Here is an 18,385-nt window from a genome sequence, read left to right on the forward strand (position 1 = left end):
ATGACTAAAGAACAGGTTCTTAAGAAATATTTTGGCTACGATTCCTTCCGACCGTTTCAGTCTGAAATCATTGATACCATACTGGCCGGGCAGGATTGCCTGGTGCTGATGCCCACCGGAGGTGGCAAGTCGGTTTGTTTTCAGGTACCTGCTATGGTTTTTGAAGGATTAACCCTGGTGATATCTCCGCTTATTGCACTCATGAAAGACCAGGTGCAGGCATTGCTGGCCAATGGTATTCCGGCTGCGTTTATTAATAGTTCTTTATCGCCCACCGAACAAAGGGAAATTGAAATACAGTGTCGCTCGGGTGCATTGAAATTACTGTATATTTCGCCGGAGAAACTGCTAAGCAATAATTATCTGGAATACATAAAGACCCTGAAAGTTTCGCTGATTGCCGTTGATGAATCTCATTGTGTTTCAACCTGGGGGCATGATTTCAGGCCCGAATATACCCAATTGCATATATTGAAAAGTGTCTTTGCCAATACCCCAATGGTTGCCCTTACTGCTACGGCCGACAGGGTAACGCGCAAGGATATTCTGAAACAACTGGGCATTGCCGATGCCACTACTTTTATTGCCTCTTTTGACCGCCCCAACCTGAGCCTCGCGGTGTCGCCGGGAAGAAACCGCCTGAAAGTGATACATCAGTTTATTGCCAGCCGGCCGGGGGAACCGGGCATTATTTATTGCCTGAGCCGCAAGAATACGGAAGAGGTGGCCGAAGGACTGCGCAAACTGGGAATTAAAGCCATGCACTACCATGCCGGTGTTGATGCGCAAACGCGCTCGGAGGTGCAGGATGCTTTCATTAAAGATGAGATACAGGTAATGGTAGCAACAATAGCCTTTGGAATGGGCATTGATAAGTCGAACGTGCGGTTTGTGATACATTATAGCCTGCCATCTAACGTGGAGAGTTTTTATCAGGAGATTGGCCGTGCCGGGCGAGACGGGATGCCATCTGATACGCTGTTGTTTTACAGTTTTGCAGATATTGTAACGCGGAAGGAAATGATTGAGAAGTCGGAGCTGCCGCCAGACATGAAAGAGGTGCAACTGGCAAAGCTGGACCGCATGAAGCAATATGCCGAAACAGAAATTTGCCGCAGGCGCGTACTGCTCAGCTACTTTAATGAAGAAGTGCATCAGGACTGCGGTAATTGTGACGTTTGCCGGAACCCACCCGTAAGGTTTGACGCCACCGTTTTTGCTCAGAAGGCCTTATCGGCCATTGCACGTGCGCAAGAGAAAGTAGCGATGGGACTGCTGATTGAGATTCTACGCGGGGCACAGACCCGCCAGATATTTGAGCATAACTACCAGACCCTGAAAACCTTTGGTGTAGGCAAAGAACTGAAATATGAAGAATGGGCCGATTACATTACGCAGCTGCTGAACTCGGGCATTATAGATATTGCCTACGACGAAAGGCACGCCCTGAAACTGAATGCGCGGTCGTGGCAGGTGCTGAAAGGCGAAAGAAAAGTAGAACTGGTAAGATTTGAGCCTTTTGAAGTAAAAAAAGCCCGACTGGAGGCCGAGGCTCCGAAAGACAAACCGAAGAAAGAAATTATACGCGATGCGCTGTTTAACAAACTGAAGCTCTTACGCAAAAAACTGGCCGATGAGCAGAATCTGCCACCGTTTGTGGTGTTTTCTGATGCTACGCTGTCTGATATGGCGCAAAAAAGACCTATTAACCGCATACAGATGCTGACGGTGTCGGGCGTGGGAGAACAGAAGTTCAGGCAGTATGGTGAGGCGTTTATTAATGAAATACTCGATTTTGCCAGAGAACATTCCGAACAAGGTAAAACCATACTTGTAAAGGGTTTTACGTTTGCTGCAACACTGGATATGTATCAGAAAGGGATGTCGGTTGAGGAAATTGCTCAGGAACGTAAGCTAAATCAGGCAACCATTTTGAGCCATTTGGTAAAGCTGCACGAAGAAGGAAATGATATTAACCTGCACGATTTATTACCTGCCTACGAATACAACCAGATAATTGCCGCCGCCATGCGACTGAACATCAAAAAAACCGACCCTCTGAAACCACTCTTTGAGGACTTGGAAGGGTTGTATGACTACGGCAAACTGAGGATTGCTTTTGCGTTGTGGGATGAGGAAAAATAGGCCTTATTATCAAAAAATTGTTTAAAGATTTTCTAAAGTAGTAATCCATGCATTAAATCTTGGGGATTTTCGCCTTAAATTTTCAAGCCCAATATATTCAGCTAACATACTCCCGTATAAAGTCTTATCATATCCTTTAATGATTCTTTTCAAACGATTTGATGGAGCCGTTTCAAAATGATTATTTATCATTTCTGGGTTTTCATACTTGGTAAACACATTTTTCAATTCTTCTTTTCCAACTATTTCTTCATCGTTAAAAAAATTGGAAAAGACATTAATATCATTAAACAAAAGCCCTTCAAATTCATGCAATTGAATGTAAGGGATAAATCTTCTACTGGATGATTCTTCAATATCCTCTTTCATTCCATTCTCTAACTCAAGTATTCTCTTACTCACATCAGTTTTAGCCTGAGCAATTTGCCAATTTGGAAAACTATGTCTGGCCTCCAATCCATAATAATCAATTAATGTTGTAATTAAAGATGTTGGGTCAGATTTTAAAAGGTTTTCGATATCCTTTTTAAGAAACTTCCAACTAACAATTCCCCCATTTGACTGCTTGATTTTTGGGGCGGAAATAATTTTCCCCTTTGAATAAAAATGCGTATAAAGAAGTGTTTGACAAAATTGTTGTTCTGTTTCGCCTTCGCAAATAATAATTAGTCTTTTCATAAGATTTAACTAAAATTAGGTTGGCCTGTTTCAATTATATTCCTTTTCCACAAATCATCAATGGTGTAATCTTCTAACCATAAGTGCAATGTTTCAGAATCTAGTCTCTTGAAAATACTTTCACCATTTATTTGGTCTACTGTAATAATATCTTCCGGCTCAAAATGACTTATTAAATCAGTAGATTGAGTTGCCAATATTACCTGACAGTCTTTAGAAGCAGCAGATTTCACAAGCCCTGCCAATTTTGCAATGGCAGTTGGATGTAATCCCAACTCTGGTTCATCAATTATGATTGTCTGCGGCAAATTGGGCTGCATGAAAAGTACCGTTAAAGCAATAAACCTTATTGTTCCATCTGACAAATCATTAGTGCCAAAAATTGTTGAAGTAAATTTACTTTGCCATCTCAATTTTAGATTTCCATTGGAATCAGGTCTAAAAAAGAAATCAAGAAAATAAGGAGCAATTGACTGTATAATTTTTATAATCCTATTATAGACTATCTTATTCTCACTATAGATGTCGTATAAAAAAGATGCAAGATTATCACCCTTCTCATATAGATAGAATTTATCATTATCAATATTAGATTCTTTGTTAAAAGGTGAACTTTCACCAGTATCATGAAAGTGATATTTGAAAAGTTGATCTAAATACTTCTTTAAATAAGTTGCCCTTGGTTTTGTTTGAAACCTTAACTTTGAATCACCAGTTAATGAAGCAATATCTATAGGATTATCTGAAAAAGGATTATTGTCATACCACATTCCCTCTTTGGTAAAAACAAAACCAGCCTCTCCTTTTTTTATTGTAAAAGAATAACCATTGGTATATTTAGCACCCTTAAATTCTAAATGACTTGATATTTCACTTGTCACCTTATCCCCTTTATGCAAAAAAGTGTCAATACCTTTAAGCGCTACATACTCTCTCAGGCTTCCCCTATATATATGCTTCAAGAAATCAAAAAAAGAAAGAAAATTACTTTTACCGCTTCCATTTGCGCCAATTAAGATATTAATTGGGCGAAGCGGGAGAGATAATTCTTTTATTGATTTGTATCCTTTTATTTCTATTTTTTCCATCTTGATTCTTTTTACTTGAAATTTGCAAGCAAGTTTCAAATCTTAACAAAGATATAAATTGAGATACATTCTACTACTATCTTCATTCTAAAATTGATAGATATAGATAGTGCAATATCCTACCTATACCCCTCAGCTTGCAGATAAAACAGCTCGGCATATCTGCCATTTTTAGCTAGTAGTTCTTCATGGCTGCCTATTTCAAGCATCTGGCCTTTTTCTAGCACCAGAATGCGGTCGGCCATGCGGACGGTTGAGAAGCGGTGCGAGATAAGCACGGCCGTTTTGCCCTTGGTGAGTTCTGCAAAACGTTTAAATACCTCAAATTCAGAACGGGCATCCAGGGCTGCTGTGGGTTCATCCAGTATCACCACGTTGGCTTCTCGCAAGTAGGCACGGGCCAGTGCAACTTTTTGCCATTCGCCTCCCGACAATTCAATACCTTTGGCAAACCTGCGCCCCAGTGGCTGGTCATATTGTAAAGGTAGTTTTTCAATTACTGCATCGGCCAGGCTTTGTCCGGCGGCACGTTGCAGTTCGGGCTTGTTTTCTAAAGATTCAATATCACCTACGGCTATGTTTTCACCGGCCGTAAACTGAAACTTCTGGAAGTCCTGAAATATTACTCCTATCTGCCGGCGAAGGTCTTCCAGATCATATTCTCTTAAATCATATCCATCCAGTAAAATCCTACCCTCGTCAGGGTCATACAGGCGGGTTAACAGTTTTACCAGGGTAGTTTTACCAGAGCCGTTCTCCCCTACCAACGCCAATTTCTCTCCGGCTTTTAAATTAAAATGAAGATGTCGGTTTGCCCATTTGTCAGACCTCGGATACTTAAACCCTACATTCTCAAAAACAAAACCTTCTTTGATAGGATTCGGAACGGGCCTCGGATTGGCCGGCGACACAATGTGCGGCTCCATGCGGTAGAAATCAAACAAATCATTCAGATATAGCGCTCCCTGCGAAATAGTATTAAACCGGCTCAGAAAGTTTTCAAGAAAAGACTGCAACTGCCTGAACGAGCCTGTAAGAAAAGTAAGTGTACCTACCGAAATGGCACCTTTAATGGTATCTAAAACAATAATACCATAAGCAGAAAAATACCCCACTGTGCCTATGGTTACCAACAGCGCACCCCACACAGCCCGGCTGACAGCCAGTTTTTTAGATTCATTAAAATACTGTGTCGACAAGCTGCGGTATCTGTCGACCAGAAAGCCAGACAAACTAAAGAGTTTTATTTCTTTGGCGGTGTCGTCGCTGGCGCCAATGTATCTGAAATAATCGAGCGTTCGTCGCTGGGGTGTCCAGCCTCTTTGTAAAAAATAGCTTTTGGCGTTAAAATACAGCTCACCCATAAAAGCCGGAATAACTGCTACCAATAAAAGCAGAATGAGCCACGGATTAAAAGCTGCCAGCCCCACCATTAAGCTGCCCATCGTTACCAGATCCTGCGCCTGCGTGAAAGTCTGCGATAGTAGCGCCGTTCGTCCGTTTACCTGTTGGCGGGCTCTTTCCAGTTTATCATAAAAGGTGGCGTCTTCAAACTGGGCCAGGTCTAGCGAAGCGGCGTGCTCCATTAGCTTTATTGAAGTTTTGTTGGCAAACATATCACCCAGCAGGCCATCGGTAAGAGTAATGCCTCTTGCCAGTATATCACTAATAATTACAAGGCCGAATTCTGATAATATAATTAGAATGAGGTGTTGATAATTAGTAGCGTGCGTGTTTATTAGTACTATTACCTCGTCAATAATTAATTTGCCCAAGTACAGCACCAGCAAAGGAATAACAGACCGCATGGCCCGTAGTACAATATTTCCGACCGTTAATGCAGGTGAGGTTTGGTAAACTTCTTTTATAAACACAGGCAGGTTGCGAAGCGATTGTAGTCTTTGCCGAAAATTAATTTTCTCTTCTTCTTTCCGTACTTTTGGCATATATACTTTAGCTATTTAGTGATTTAGTGAATGAGTGATTTAGCGGGCGGCGTTCCGCTGATTTAGCGGGCAACGTTTGCTGATTTAGTGATTTTAATTTAACGATATGAGTGATAAAAAACTACAAAATGTATTTTTTGAGTATTTTAAAATTTATCAGCTTGCAATCACTCAATCCTTCATTCACTAAATCAAATAAAAATGCTTACATTTGTTTTATAACCTGATTTGCAAATAACTTTCATCAAAATTCATGAAAATCCTGGTCAGTTGTATACTGATGTGCTGTTTTTCTTCGGCTAAAGCCCAAAGCAACGCTACCGAAACCGAAATCAACAAGCAGGTGTGGTTTCCTTTTATTCAAGCGTATCAGGATATGAATGCCGACAACCTGATGCGTTTGCACGCAAAAGACCTGGTGCGCGTACCGGTTGATGCCGGCAAAATTCTTACCTATCAGGAATACGCCCTTGGGAATCAGCAAAGCAATGCTTATCAACAGCAGCAAAAAAGAAAACAAAGTATTGCATTTAGCTTTGAAAACCGCATCCATAACGCAACCACAGCCTACGAAACCGGATTCTACCACATAACGTCTACGGAAGCCGACGGCAAAATAAATCATTATTACGGCAAATTTACAGTGGTACTAAGAAAAACCGAAGGGCAGTGGAAAATTATACTGGATAGCGACACAGGAAAAAACATAACAGAAACCATGTTTCTAAGCGGAAAACAACTCTAATGAAAAAACTCTTTACCAACCTTACTTTCTGGGTTTTAACTGCCATTATCTGTGGTGTTTTACTGGGCCATTATAACCCCGGCTTTGCCCTGAAACCCATTCTTGAAAAAGGCATAAAAATTAACCTCTTTGTTTCTGAATTTGAAATAAAAACCACATTCAGTGAGATGATGAGCAGTGTTTTTATCAGCACCGTGAAACTCTTCATTAATCCTATTATATTTCTTACCATTACATTGGGTATTATATCAATGGGCGACCTGAAGAAAGTAGGCAAGGTTGGCGCCAAAGCATTGATATACTTTGAGGTGGTAACCACCATAGCGCTGATAGTAGGTATTTTTGTTGCCAACATTTTGCGCCCCGGCGACGGCGTGGTAACTGATAACATTAAGGGTGGCGATATCTCTAAATACACCCAAAGCGCGGAGCATTTCAGCTGGATAAAATTTTTCTGGGACAACGTAACCTTGCAGGTACTGGTAGTTGCCATTGCGCTGGGTGTGTTGCTGAGCAATTACTCCGGCAGGCAGGCAGTGGTTAATTTTTTGTCGCCCATTTCAAAAAAAGTTTTCTGGGCGTTGCATAAGGTAATGCTCTTTGCGCCCATCGGGGCATTTGGGGGCATGGCCTTTACCATTGCCAGGTATGGTATTAAAACGCTGCTTCCGCTGGCCAAGCTGATGGCCACAGTTTATACCACCATGGCCATCTTTGTATTTGTGGTGCTGTATTTTATACTAAACCATTACAAAATAAGCCTGTTGAAGTTTCTGAAGTATATCAGAGAAGAACTGCTGATTGTGCTGGGTACGTCTTCATCAGAAGCGGCCTTGCCCTCATTAATGGAGAAGCTCGAAAAAATGGGGTGTTCAAAATCGGTGGTGGGGCTGGTGGTTCCGGCAGGGTATTCGTTTAACCTTGACGGCACAACTATTTATTTATCAATGGCCGTAATCTTCCTAGCGCAAGTATTTAATGTGCATCTGGATATTCAGCAGATATTGACCATCATTGGCATCCTGATGGTAACCTCCAAAGGAGCGGCGGGTGTAACGGGCAGCGGCTTTATTGTGCTGGCCTCTACCCTGACGGCCATTAAGGTGATACCCGTAGAAGGGCTGGCTCTGCTGCTGGGTGTAGACAGGTTCATGTCAGAAGCCCGCGCCATTACCAACTTTATTGGCAATGGTGTGGCAACGGTTTGGATATCGAACAATGAAAATGAGTTCGACCGCAACAAAATGAATCTGGCGTTTAGCAACATCGATAAATTTGAAGACATATTAACCGATAACATCAACAATAAATGAGTAGAAACCACTATGTCCGCCACAAAATGAAAAACGGCAGCCTGGCATCAGGCCTAAAAACCCGATTTTCTTTCCATCAAACAATTAACATTGCTTACCTTTGCCGCCAGAATCAAAATTTATTCGAAATATGAGTTCTAATAAAACACTGAAAGAAGAAGCCTTGCATTACCACGCCAAGGGGCGTCCGGGCAAAATAGAGGTGATTCCATCGAAAGAAACTGCCACACAAAGAGACCTTACCCTGGCGTATTCGCCGGGTGTGGCCGAACCATGTATGGCTATTTATGAGAATCCGGAAGATGTTTACAAATATACCGCCAAGGGAAACCTGGTAGCCGTAATATCTAACGGAACAGCCGTTTTAGGGCTGGGTGATATTGGGCCGGAAGCCGGAAAACCCGTAATGGAAGGCAAAGGCCTTTTGTTTAAAATATATGCCGATATTGATGTATTTGACATAGAACTGAACACCAAAAATGTTGACGAGTTTGTAAGAACCGTGAAGATTCTTGAACCCACTTTTGGTGGTGTGAACCTGGAAGACATTTCGGCCCCTGAGTGTTTTGAAATTGAAGAACGGCTGAAAGCCGAGCTGAATATTCCGGTAATGCACGATGACCAGCACGGAACGGCCATTATTTCGGCCGCTGCGTTAAAAAATGCACTGGAACTGGTAAACAAAAAATTTGAGGACGTAAAGATTGTGATCAATGGTGCGGGGGCTTCGGCCATTTCATGCACGCGTTTGTATAATAGCCTTGGGGCGCAGAAGAAAAACATTTTCATGTTCGACAGCAAGGGGCTTATTCACCCCAGCCGTACGAATCTGGATGGCAAAAAGATTGAATTTGCCAACGATAACCTGCCTGCTGAAACCACACTGGCTGACGCCCTGAACGGCGCAGATGTTTTTATTGGTTTGTCTAAAGGTAATACCCTGAAACAAGAAATGGTGAAGGTAATGGCTAAAGACTGTATTGTGTTTGCTATGGCCAATCCAACGCCTGAGATTTCTTATGAAGAAGCCATGGCTGCCCGCGAAGACATTATTTTTGCCACCGGCCGGTCAGACTACCCCAATCAGGTAAATAACGTGCTGGGGTTCCCATATATATTCAGAGGTGCGCTGGACGTACGCTCAAAAATCATTAATGAAGAAATGAAGCTGGCGGCCGTAAATGCCCTGGCAGACCTGGCCAAAAAGCCTGTGCCAGATATTGTAAATATGGCTTATGGCGAAAACAACCTGATTTTTGGCAAAAAGTATATCATTCCAAAACCGGTTGACCCCCGCCTGCTTACTACGGTTGCACCGGCAGTTGCCAAAGCGGCTATGGATACAGGCGTGGCCAAGTTTCCGATTATTGACTGGGAGGCCTATGATACCCAACTATCGAAACGTTTAGGGCAGGATAACACACTTACCAAGGTGATTATCACAAAGGCCAAACAGAATCCGAAAAAACGTGTGGTTTTTGCTGATGCAGAAAACCTAACGGTATTGAAAGCAGCGCAACAGGTAATAGATGAAAACATTGCCATACCTATTTTGCTGGGTAACGAAAACCGCATTAATCAGCTGGTATTAGAAAACCACATTGATATTGCCGGGGTAGAAATCATAGACCCGCGCTCTGCCAAGCAGGAGCCAAACCTCAAGAAATTCGGTGAGTTGTTCTACGAAAAACGCAAACGTAAAGGCTTTAATAAGTTTGAAGCCACAATGGTAATGCTGAACCGCAATTACTACGGCGCCATGATGGTTGAAACCGGCGAAGCCGAAGCCATGATTGGCGGTATGACCCGTAATTATCCGGAAACGATTCGTCCGGCATTGCAGATTGTGGGTCGTCAGGAAGGCTTAAAGAAAGTATCAGGTATGTATATTCTGATGAGCCGTTTTGGTCCGTTGTTCCTGGCTGATACCACTGTCAACTTCAACCCGACTACTGATGAGATTGTAGAAATTACCGAACTGGCCGCTAAAGAGGTAGAGAAGTTTAATATTAAACCGCGTATTGCTTTGCTTACGTACTCTAACTTTGGCAGTGCCGACGGCGAAGATGCAGCCAAAATGCAGAAGGCAGTGTCTATTCTGAAAGAAAAGCACCCGACCATGATAGTAGACGGCGAAATGCAGGCTCACTTACCGTTTGACCTGGACTTACTGAGAGAGAATCATCCTTTCTGCGACCTGGTAGAGGGTGGTGCTAATACGCTTATTTTCCCGAATCTTTCGGCTTCCAACATTGCTTATAACCTGGTAAAAGAAATTGCGAACATCGAGAAAATCGGGCCGATTCTTTTAGGTATGAAAAAACCGGTTCACGTGTTGCAATTGGGTAGCTCTGTACGAGAGATTGTGAATATGGTGGCTATTGCCGTTGTTGATGCGAAGTAGTAAGTTATTTTTGATACGAAAAGTTGTTATCTTTACTGGTAACAACTTTTTTTTATTGATGGTCCTCATCAATTATACTCTATTGAATTTTTTATTCCTCTGTTGTTACTTTTTGCGGAAAAAGTAACCAAAAACCCTCATCATTTAAACTCGCAGACTAGCCGTCCGCCAATAAAAATCTAAAGTTTTTTTGCTTCTTCCATAAATATATTTCCCGATTTTTAATCTTGCTCAGACAGAAAATGATGTTTTAAGGTTGGTAATTTTAGTCGTTATCTCTTTTTCTGCGATTCACTTACTCAGTGAAACTCCGTGCCTTAACTCAGTGCAACTCAGCGGTAAAAAGAAAATTACTCAGCAGGAGCCAGATAATGAAATGGGGGGCCGGGGATATTTCTGAGAACTGTAAAAACTATTACAAACACCACTAAAGGCAATAAAAACCGGCGTGAGTAGAAAAACTCCGGAAAGGTTTTTCTGCCGGTTATTTCTTCCAGAAATTTGAGGCCAACCAATGGCACTACTAAAAAAACAAGCAGGTTATTTTGGGCGGCTACAGCAAAATGGCCGTGCAACAAGGCATGAAATGCCCGTTGCCCGCCACAACCCAGGCAATATAAGCCCGTTGCCCGGTGAAAAAGGCACTGTAAGTCTGGCAGAAAATTTATGGAAGGATAGAAAAAATAATAGGTGGTAACGGCCACGGCCAATACCACCAACAATATTTTAACTGATGAAGAACCCATAGTTTTAACTTTCAACTACAAAAGTACGGGCGGCCAGGTCGTGCAGGTTTTGTTCTTCTTTATTAAATAAACAAATCAGAAACAGCAAACCGCAAAACTGCCCCGTTACAAATTTCACCAGGGCCCTGATAAAGGCGTCGCCCATGGTAAGCGGCTGGCCATTCTCTTTTACTACTTTTATACGCATTATCTGCATGCCTAGTGTGCCTTGTTTAGAAGAAGCAGTAAAGAGGGTATCATAAATTATAGGCGCAATTAAGGCCAGCAAAATAATACCAAATATGCTGATACCGGCAACTGCCAGAGAAGCAATATCGTCGGGCGATATATCCTCGCCGCTGTTATAAAAACTGTCGTTAAAGCCTAAAAAGGCAAAGATTCCACCAAAGGGAATGAGCAGCAAAAACAGACCCATACCGAGTATGAAGCCATCAAGCAAATAAGCTACCAGACGTTTGCCAAAGCCTGCAAACTGTACGTTTTTCATAGTAAAAAAGATTTATAGTTCAGATAAGTACTATTTAAAGCCGGAATCCGGGTTACCCCGGTTTCATTGAGGTAACTGTCGGCTACAACCAAATCTAAATATATTATCTTATATTTTACGTATTTGCTGCAAAATTCTATTTTCAGGTAGCTGAGAATCGGGTCTTGCTTATGATTAATCCTCTACAACCAGTGTTTTAACTGCCCTGTCGTGCAGGTTTTGCTGGTTTTTGTCGAACATACAAACCATCATCAGTAAATAACACATGGTTGCGGTAATATACTTTACAATAGCCCTTAAAAACGAGTCGCCGAAGTTAATTCTGCCGCCGTCTTCTCTGATTACTTTGATGCGCATGATACGCTTGCCAAAGGTAGCCTGATAAGAGGAAGCCGTAAGAACGGCGTCATAAATAAACGGAAGCAATAAAATAACACCAACCACACCTAAAATACCAAAAGCAAAAAGGATATCTAATGGCGAGTTGATGCTTTCTGAGTAGTTGTCATAGTCTTTTTTTAATGGAGCCAGCATACCAAAGAACATAATGCCGGAGAAAACCAGCAAAATGAAAAAAACAAACATGATGAGGCGGTCAATAAGATGGGCAACCAAACGCTTGCCCAAACTGGCTAATTTAGCATTTTGCATTGAAACGGCAGGTTAGTGTTTAGATTCAATAATCTGTGACAGATTCTCATAAAAGATGCCTGAGCATGGGGTAGCCACAGTTTTTCAATGCTTCAAAAATAAACAAAAAACCCGGAAATCAAATTTCCGGGGCTTAAAATCTTTCGGTTTTATCAGGCTATATCTTTTACCTTTATTATTCTGAAAACATCAACGTAGCTTCTGGCGCTGGCATTGAAAACTTTTACGCCCAATGCGTTGGCATAGCGTGCCAGTACCTCATAACCGTAAAAGGCTTTATGAAGCGAAAAAAACTGCTGGCTCATGTAAGATGTTTCACGGGCGCCAATGGCATAATCTTCATTACCGTAAAAGTGGGTGTCGCTTACCAACAGGTTATTGTTTTCGTCGAGCCTGATGGCCTCATGCCAGGAGTGGTCGGCACCAAAGAGGTAAATCTCCTGATACCCTTTATTAAGTGCATAATATAGCGCTGCTACCAGCACGTTCTGGCATTGGGGCATGGCCAGGCCACGCTTAAATAAACCATGCACCAGCCACTTATAGCCTGTGGCAATAGTATAATTATAAGGTATGGGTTTGATATTCGGGTTTTCGGCCACCTGACTTCTGAAATAGGCCGACTTCCACATTCTTTTGGGTATGTACAAATTAAGCGGCCAGGTGGTGTTGTCTACAATACCTCTTAAACCGGTGCGGCCATGCCAGTGGTCGGGGTTCATAAACGCCCAGTCGAGCAACAGATAATTGGCTGGCTTCAGTTGTTTATACTGTTCTGTTACCGAAAACAGATTAACGGCAAAGAGGTCTAGCTGCTGCAAAAACCGGGTGTCTTGCTCAAGCGTTGTTGTAAGCGACGGCCCATTGCCCAGTATACCGCAGCGGGTGGCTGTGGTTTTATCTGTTTTCAGGGTGAAATCAGACATAAACAGCACTTTAAAAACAGATACTACACTGCTAAAAAACAAACCGGCTTTTTGCTGAACCGACAATAGGAATTGAATCATAAACACAAATTTGCCACGAAAGTAGGGCTATTATCAGATTAAATCAAATAAATCCTTCACGCCCAGCATTCTGGTTCTGGTAAAACCCTCGCCGAACCTGGCACCGATAGGATGCCCCATTTCCTGCGAACGCGCCTTCAGAAACTCAAAAAACTCTGGGCTGGTGAGGTATGATTCCGGCTCAGTGCTGTTGGGGTCATAAAACTGGCTTTTATACGCACGGATTGACGCCTCTTTGATATCCCAGTAATCAGAAATATCAACCACAAAATCGGGCTTTATGTGGCGGTCCTGAATATAGTTATACAAGTGCTTGGGCCGCCAGGCAGCCTGTAGATTGCCGGTGGCATCGGTTGTTTGTATCATACGCAGGCCCGACAAAAAGCAGGCATCTAATGCCAGGGCCGCGCCTTTGCCGTGGTCGGGGTGGCGGTCTTCAACGGCGTTGGCCAGCACAATATCAGGTTGGTATTTACGGATAACCGATATCAGCTTCATCTGGTGTTCTTCGTCATTTTTAAAGAAACCGTCTCTGAAACCCAGGTTTTCACGTGCTGATATTTTCAATATTGCAGATGCTGCTGCCGATTCTGCCGCCCGTATTTCAGGTGTGCCACGGGTGCCCAGTTCGCCACGGGTAAAATCTACGATACCCACTTTTTTGCCTTTGGCAATTGCTGCTGCCATTGTGCCACCGCATGACATCTCTGCGTCATCAGGGTGCGCAGCCATTACAAGTATATCTAATTTCATCAGGTAGTATTTTTATCATTTAGGGGTTTAATCCTGAACTTTGACTGGCTAATTTGCCACAGTGGCTGACTGAATGATTGATTTGATGCTGGTAAATTAAGAATCCGGTAATATAAAAAACAGAAAATTATTGAAATCAATCTGGTACACCATCAGCGCAAGCAGGGTAATGTCAGTTCAGGATACCCATAGATATAAAAAAAAAGCGGCGCAAATAGTTTCACGCCGCTGCAAATTCTATGTTTTGATGCCTTATCTTATTCTTAGTCTGTAACCTACCCTTAGTTTGGTTCGGGTTGTGATGCGGTTCAGGCGTGTCAGGTTGCTGATGCTAGTATGGTTACGGCTAGCTATCTCAGACAGCGTATCGCCGGGGCGCACCCGTACCCATGCTTTGCGTGTTACCTCTTGCGGCTCTTCAAATTCAAAGTCGCCTTTGCTGGCTCCGCCTCTCAGGTAGTCGTACACACGAGAGGTTAAAACAAACTCTGCCGAGTTAATATCAATTTTTTCCGGGTTGAATGTAAAGATATTCTTGGGGTCGAAAGGATTGCCCTCATATCGTGTTTCGAAATGCAAATGCGGCCCTGAACTACGGCCAGTGCTTCCACCCTTGCCAATTTCGTCGCCTGCTTTTACAACTGTATTGGGTTCAAAATTAATTTTAGACAAGTGTCCGTAGAGGGTTTCAAGGCCATTATAGTGGCGCACAACCACACACCTGCCATAACCACTATGGTAACCAGCCACCCGAATAATGCCATCAAATGCCGCATAAATAGGCTCGCCTGTATCCAGGTCAAGATCTATACCGGTGTGCCAACGGCGCCAGCGCCAGCCAAATTGCGAATTGGTAATACCCTTGCTCATGGGCCCGGCCCAGTATCTGCCCTGTGCAATATCATATAGTTGGATAGGCACTACTTCTTCGTAGTCTTTGGCATCAATGCCATAAGGGTCTATTACGTTGGTGTTCCAGACAGAAAAATAGCTGGCAATACTTACCATGTCGTCGCTGCCGGCAAATTTGGCTACCTCTTCAATTTCAACAATCTGCACTTCGCCTTCATCAATGCTTGATGTATCTTCATGCACGGCGGTGTTCAGCTCTTTGATAGGCTCAATTTTCAGGTTTGAGGCCTTCTCGTTTTTTGAGGCCTGAAACTCATTAATAAAGCGCAGCTTAGGTTCTTCCTCAAAGCTAAACTCGTCGTCCTGTTTCTGATTTTTACTCTGATTTTTGCTTTTGGCATCCTTCTGAGATGAAGGAATATTGGGTTTGTTGATTTTAACGCCCCGCTCACGCGACTGGCCGAAGCTAGCAACAGCAAATAACAGTAAAGTGGGTAGGGTAAAAAATGCCTTCTTCATTTGGGAGTAAATTTTAGGTAGCCCTATCATACAGGCCGGGCTTTGAAACCCGGCCTGTATGCAAGAACAATATTAGGCATTTCTGATTTTTAATGCAAATCTTTCTCGGCCAAATATCGCTCGGCATCAAGGGCTGCCATACATCCTGAACCGGCTGCCGTTACCGCCTGACGGTAGATTTTGTCTTGCGCATCGCCACAGGCAAAAACACCCTCAATGTTGGTTCTGGCACTGCCTTTAATTGTTTCAATATATCCGGCTTCATCCATATTCAGAAAACCGTCAAAAATTTGCGTATTAGGCTGATGGCCGATAGCCACGAAGAAACCGGTTACATCCAGTACTGATTCTACCTGTGTCTGGGCATTTTTGATTCTTACCCCGGTTACGCCGTCAGTTCCTAAAACTTCAAGGGTTTCTGTATGATACAGAATTTCAATGTTTGCTGTATTTTCAACACGCTTCTGCATAATTACCGAGGCTCTGAACTCGCCCTTACGGACCAGCATATACACTTTTTTACAAAGTTTTGATAAGTAGTGTGCCTCTTCGCAGGCGGTGTCTCCGCCCCCTACTATGGCTACTTCCTGGCCTCTGAAAAAGAAACCGTCGCACACAGCACAGGCCGAAACCCCGTAGCCGTTCAGGCGTTGTTCCGACTCCAACCCCAGCCATTTGGCTGAAGCGCCCGTTGCAATAATAACGGTTTTAGCCACAATTTCGTGTGTGTCGTCAATAATAACTTTATGTGCCAGTGGCGTTGAGAAATCTACTTTGGTAGCCATTCCCCAGCGGTTGTCGGTTCCGAAGCGCTCTGCCTGTTTTTTAAAATCTTCCATCATTTCAGGGCCCATAATGCCATCAGGATACCCGGGGAAATTCTCAACATCGGTGGTAATGGTTAGTTGACCTCCCGGCTGACCACCCTGATACATAATCGGTTTCAGACCTGCTCTGGCTGCATAAATTGCGGCTGTATAACCAGCAGGCCCCGAACCTAAAATCAACACTTCTACTTGTTCTTGTGCCATTCTATTGTTAATCGTGAATTGTAAAACTTAGTATTTTTTCAGTAGCCATTTCAGCCGCTGATACATGAACATTGATTGAAAGGCACAAAGTTCATCAAATTTGGTGTGATAGGCAAGTTTAGAGAATTTTCATTTCAATACGGCGGTTCTGGCGGCGGTTTTCATCGGTATCATTGGGCATCAGCGGCTGTGCTTCGCCATAGCCTACTGCTTTCAGCCTGGTGGCGGCTACTCCTTGTGCCGTAAGATATGCCACCACTGCCATAGCCCTTTTTTCTGAAAGCGCCTGGTTGTCTGTGTCTTTTCCTATGTTATCGGTATGCCCTGAAATCTCAACCATCAGACCGGCGTTCTGTTGAAGCAGCTGCAGCAATTTATTCAGTTCGGCAAAAGATTCGGGCTTTAATGTGGCCTTGCCCGAATCAAAAAACAGGTTGTTCAGCACTATATTTACTTCTTTCCTGACAGGCACAAGCATTACTGTAATTTGTTTGCCGTCTGCCTCTGTTTTCTCCGAGAAATCGAACGACAGGCTTTTGCTGAAATAGCCTTGCCTGCTTACAAACAAACCAAAATGGCTGCCGTTGGGTAGCACGGCCGTAAAATCGCCCGTTTGTTTGTCAGCTTTTAAGCGTGTTACAAGGCTGTTGGTTTTTAAATCTATCAGTTCAATATCGGCATCAAGCGTTTTCCCGGTGGTGGCATCCTGTACTAAACCTTTTACATAATTTACCCTGCTGAATTTACGGCTTAGTTCGTCGGGTATTTCAAATTCAATCAAACGCGTAGATCGCTGGTTGTCGGTAGAATAGTAGCCTTTTTTGCCGTCGGAGGCAATAAATAGAGCGGCCTGGTCAAGATGATTATTGAGCGGATACCCCAGGTTTTCGGGAATGGTGAAACCATTGGCTTTTCGTTCGGTAAGGTACAGGTCAAAACCTCCCATGCCTATGTGGCCATCTGAAGCAAAAAACAAGGTATGCCCGTTGGCATGAATAAACGGCGACACCTCGTCTCTGGCTGTATTAACCAAACCTCCCAGATTGACAGCGGGTGTCCACTGATTATTCTGAAATTCGCTCATCCAGATATCTTTTTCGCCAAAGCCACCGTGCCTGCGCGACGAGAAAAACAAAACGGTGCCGTCATTTGACAGGCTGGGCTGAGACTCCCACTCGCGGGTGTTAATGCTCATGCCCATGTTTTCAGGGGTGCTCCAGTCGTTACCGGTTTTTCTTGATATGTATAAATCGCAGCTTCCGAAACTGTCCCGGGCGTCGCAGCTGGTAAAAACCAGCGTGCGGCCGTCGGCAGATATACTGCACGTACCCTCATTGGCAGCGGTGTTGATACGGGCCGATATACTTTGCGGATTGCTCCATTGGTTGTTGGCCAGCGTAGAAAAATACAGGTTTTCGTCGCCGGATTCTGACCTGGCCGTAAAAATGAGGGTTTCGTTATCGGCCGTCAGTACAGGAAAATACTGATTACTGCTGAAATTGACTACATTGCCCATATCTGCAGTTTTTATATTGATTTTTTTGCTTTTGGCGGCCAATGCAAACTGGCAGGTTTCAAGCTGGCGGCTTAGCTGCTTTATTATCAGGCTGCCGGGTGGTGTATTTTTAAGGGCAAATTCAAACAAAGGGCGTGCTTTTTCGTAGTCTCCGGTGCGCAAGGCACGCGTGCCTATGTAGGTATGTGCCTGCCTGAAGGCTGGGTCGTCAGGTTTAAAATGAATGGCTTTTGTATAATATTGCAGTGCAAGTGCCTCTTTTCTGGCTACTTCATTGATTTGCCCCAGCTTAAACCAGGCATCGGCATAGGTGGAGTCTTTTTCTGTGGCTTTCAGAAAGGCCGTTGCGGCCTCGTCAGTTTTTCTGGCTGTGTAGCTCTTAAGTCCTTTGTCGAACCATTCTTTTGCCTCCTGACTTTGTGCCGACAGCGTTTCAGTGAAGCCACAAAAAAACAACAGTAAAATCCACCGATTCATTTTAAAACAGTTTTATACATAAACGTA

Annotated in this window: 15 protein-coding genes; 4 read left to right on the top strand and 11 right to left on the bottom strand. The window is 43.4% G+C overall.

Translation table 11 applies throughout. The features are described 5' to 3' along the window. Positions 1-2,145, top strand: a complete 2,145-nt coding sequence (recQ, locus tag MB380_RS11815) for a DNA helicase RecQ (protein ID WP_253522519.1) — start codon at positions 1-3, stop codon at positions 2,143-2,145. A 21-nt stretch (positions 2,146-2,166) separates the two neighbouring features. On the opposite strand, the gene MB380_RS11820 is transcribed toward recQ, so the two are convergent. The 3 genes from MB380_RS11820 to MB380_RS11830 form a co-directional block, all read right to left on the bottom strand. After that, positions 2,167-2,823 carry a DUF4276 family protein gene (locus MB380_RS11820; RefSeq protein ID WP_253522521.1) on the bottom strand — a complete coding sequence of 219 codons (657 nt, stop codon included), beginning with the start codon at positions 2,821-2,823 and terminating at the stop codon, positions 2,167-2,169. Positions 2,824-2,828: 5 nt separating this feature from the next. After that, on the bottom strand, positions 2,829-3,911 hold the full coding sequence (locus MB380_RS11825; RefSeq protein ID WP_253522524.1) for an AAA family ATPase: 1,083 nt from the start codon (positions 3,909-3,911) through the stop codon (positions 2,829-2,831). A gap of 119 nt (positions 3,912-4,030) precedes the next feature. Further along, on the bottom strand, positions 4,031-5,857 hold the full coding sequence (locus tag MB380_RS11830; protein ID WP_253522527.1) for an ABC transporter ATP-binding protein: 1,827 nt from the start codon (positions 5,855-5,857) through the stop codon (positions 4,031-4,033). Between the two features lie 253 nt (positions 5,858-6,110). Here MB380_RS11830 and MB380_RS11835 point away from each other — a divergent pair, with 253 nt between their 5' ends. The 3 genes from MB380_RS11835 to MB380_RS11845 all read left to right on the top strand — a co-directional run bounded on the left by MB380_RS11835 (position 6,111) and on the right by MB380_RS11845 (position 10,319). Then, the gene (locus MB380_RS11835) at positions 6,111-6,602 is read left to right on the top strand and encodes a DUF4440 domain-containing protein (RefSeq protein WP_253522530.1); all 492 of its coding nucleotides are present in this window, start codon (positions 6,111-6,113) and stop codon (positions 6,600-6,602) included. Beyond that, a complete protein-coding gene (locus MB380_RS11840) occupies positions 6,602-7,915 on the top strand; it encodes a cation:dicarboxylate symporter family transporter (protein ID WP_253522532.1) in 1,314 nt (437 codons plus the stop codon). Before MB380_RS11835 ends, MB380_RS11840 begins: the two co-directional genes overlap by 1 nt. A 130-nt stretch (positions 7,916-8,045) precedes the next feature. Then, complete coding sequence (locus tag MB380_RS11845) at positions 8,046-10,319, top strand: NADP-dependent malic enzyme (protein ID WP_253522534.1); 2,274 nt, start codon at positions 8,046-8,048, stop codon at positions 10,317-10,319. A 350-nt stretch (positions 10,320-10,669) separates the two neighbouring features. Here MB380_RS11845 and MB380_RS11850 read toward each other — a convergent pair whose 3' ends face one another. The 8 genes from MB380_RS11850 to MB380_RS11885 form a co-directional block, all read right to left on the bottom strand. Beyond that, positions 10,670-11,065 (bottom strand): DUF2752 domain-containing protein, encoded by a 396-nt coding sequence (locus tag MB380_RS11850; protein WP_253522536.1) that lies wholly within the window; start codon positions 11,063-11,065, stop codon positions 10,670-10,672. A gap of 4 nt (positions 11,066-11,069) precedes the next feature. After that, entirely contained in the window at positions 11,070-11,552 is a 483-nt protein-coding gene (locus MB380_RS11855) for an RDD family protein (protein WP_253522538.1), read from the bottom strand. A 174-nt stretch (positions 11,553-11,726) separates the two neighbouring features. Next, a complete protein-coding gene (locus MB380_RS11860; RefSeq protein WP_253522540.1) occupies positions 11,727-12,203 on the bottom strand; it encodes an RDD family protein in 477 nt (158 codons plus the stop codon). A gap of 152 nt (positions 12,204-12,355) precedes the next feature. Then, a complete protein-coding gene (locus MB380_RS11865; protein ID WP_253522541.1) occupies positions 12,356-13,210 on the bottom strand; it encodes a hypothetical protein in 855 nt (284 codons plus the stop codon). Positions 13,211-13,243: 33 nt separating this feature from the next. Continuing rightward, complete coding sequence (gene bshB1, locus MB380_RS11870) at positions 13,244-13,963, bottom strand: bacillithiol biosynthesis deacetylase BshB1 (RefSeq protein ID WP_253522543.1); 720 nt, start codon at positions 13,961-13,963, stop codon at positions 13,244-13,246. A 252-nt stretch (positions 13,964-14,215) separates the two neighbouring features. Further along, positions 14,216-15,334 (bottom strand): M23 family metallopeptidase, encoded by a 1,119-nt coding sequence (locus MB380_RS11875; protein ID WP_253522546.1) that lies wholly within the window; start codon positions 15,332-15,334, stop codon positions 14,216-14,218. A gap of 89 nt (positions 15,335-15,423) precedes the next feature. Further along, positions 15,424-16,365, bottom strand: a complete 942-nt coding sequence (trxB, locus tag MB380_RS11880) for a thioredoxin-disulfide reductase (protein ID WP_253522549.1) — start codon at positions 16,363-16,365, stop codon at positions 15,424-15,426. A gap of 118 nt (positions 16,366-16,483) precedes the next feature. Continuing rightward, entirely contained in the window at positions 16,484-18,358 is a 1,875-nt protein-coding gene (locus tag MB380_RS11885) for an OmpA family protein (RefSeq protein WP_253522552.1), read from the bottom strand. Positions 18,359-18,385 lie beyond the last annotated feature (27 nt).

The sequence above is a fragment of the Emticicia sp. 21SJ11W-3 genome (assembly GCF_024138715.1).
Taxonomy (GTDB): domain Bacteria; phylum Bacteroidota; class Bacteroidia; order Cytophagales; family Spirosomataceae; genus Emticicia; species Emticicia fluvialis.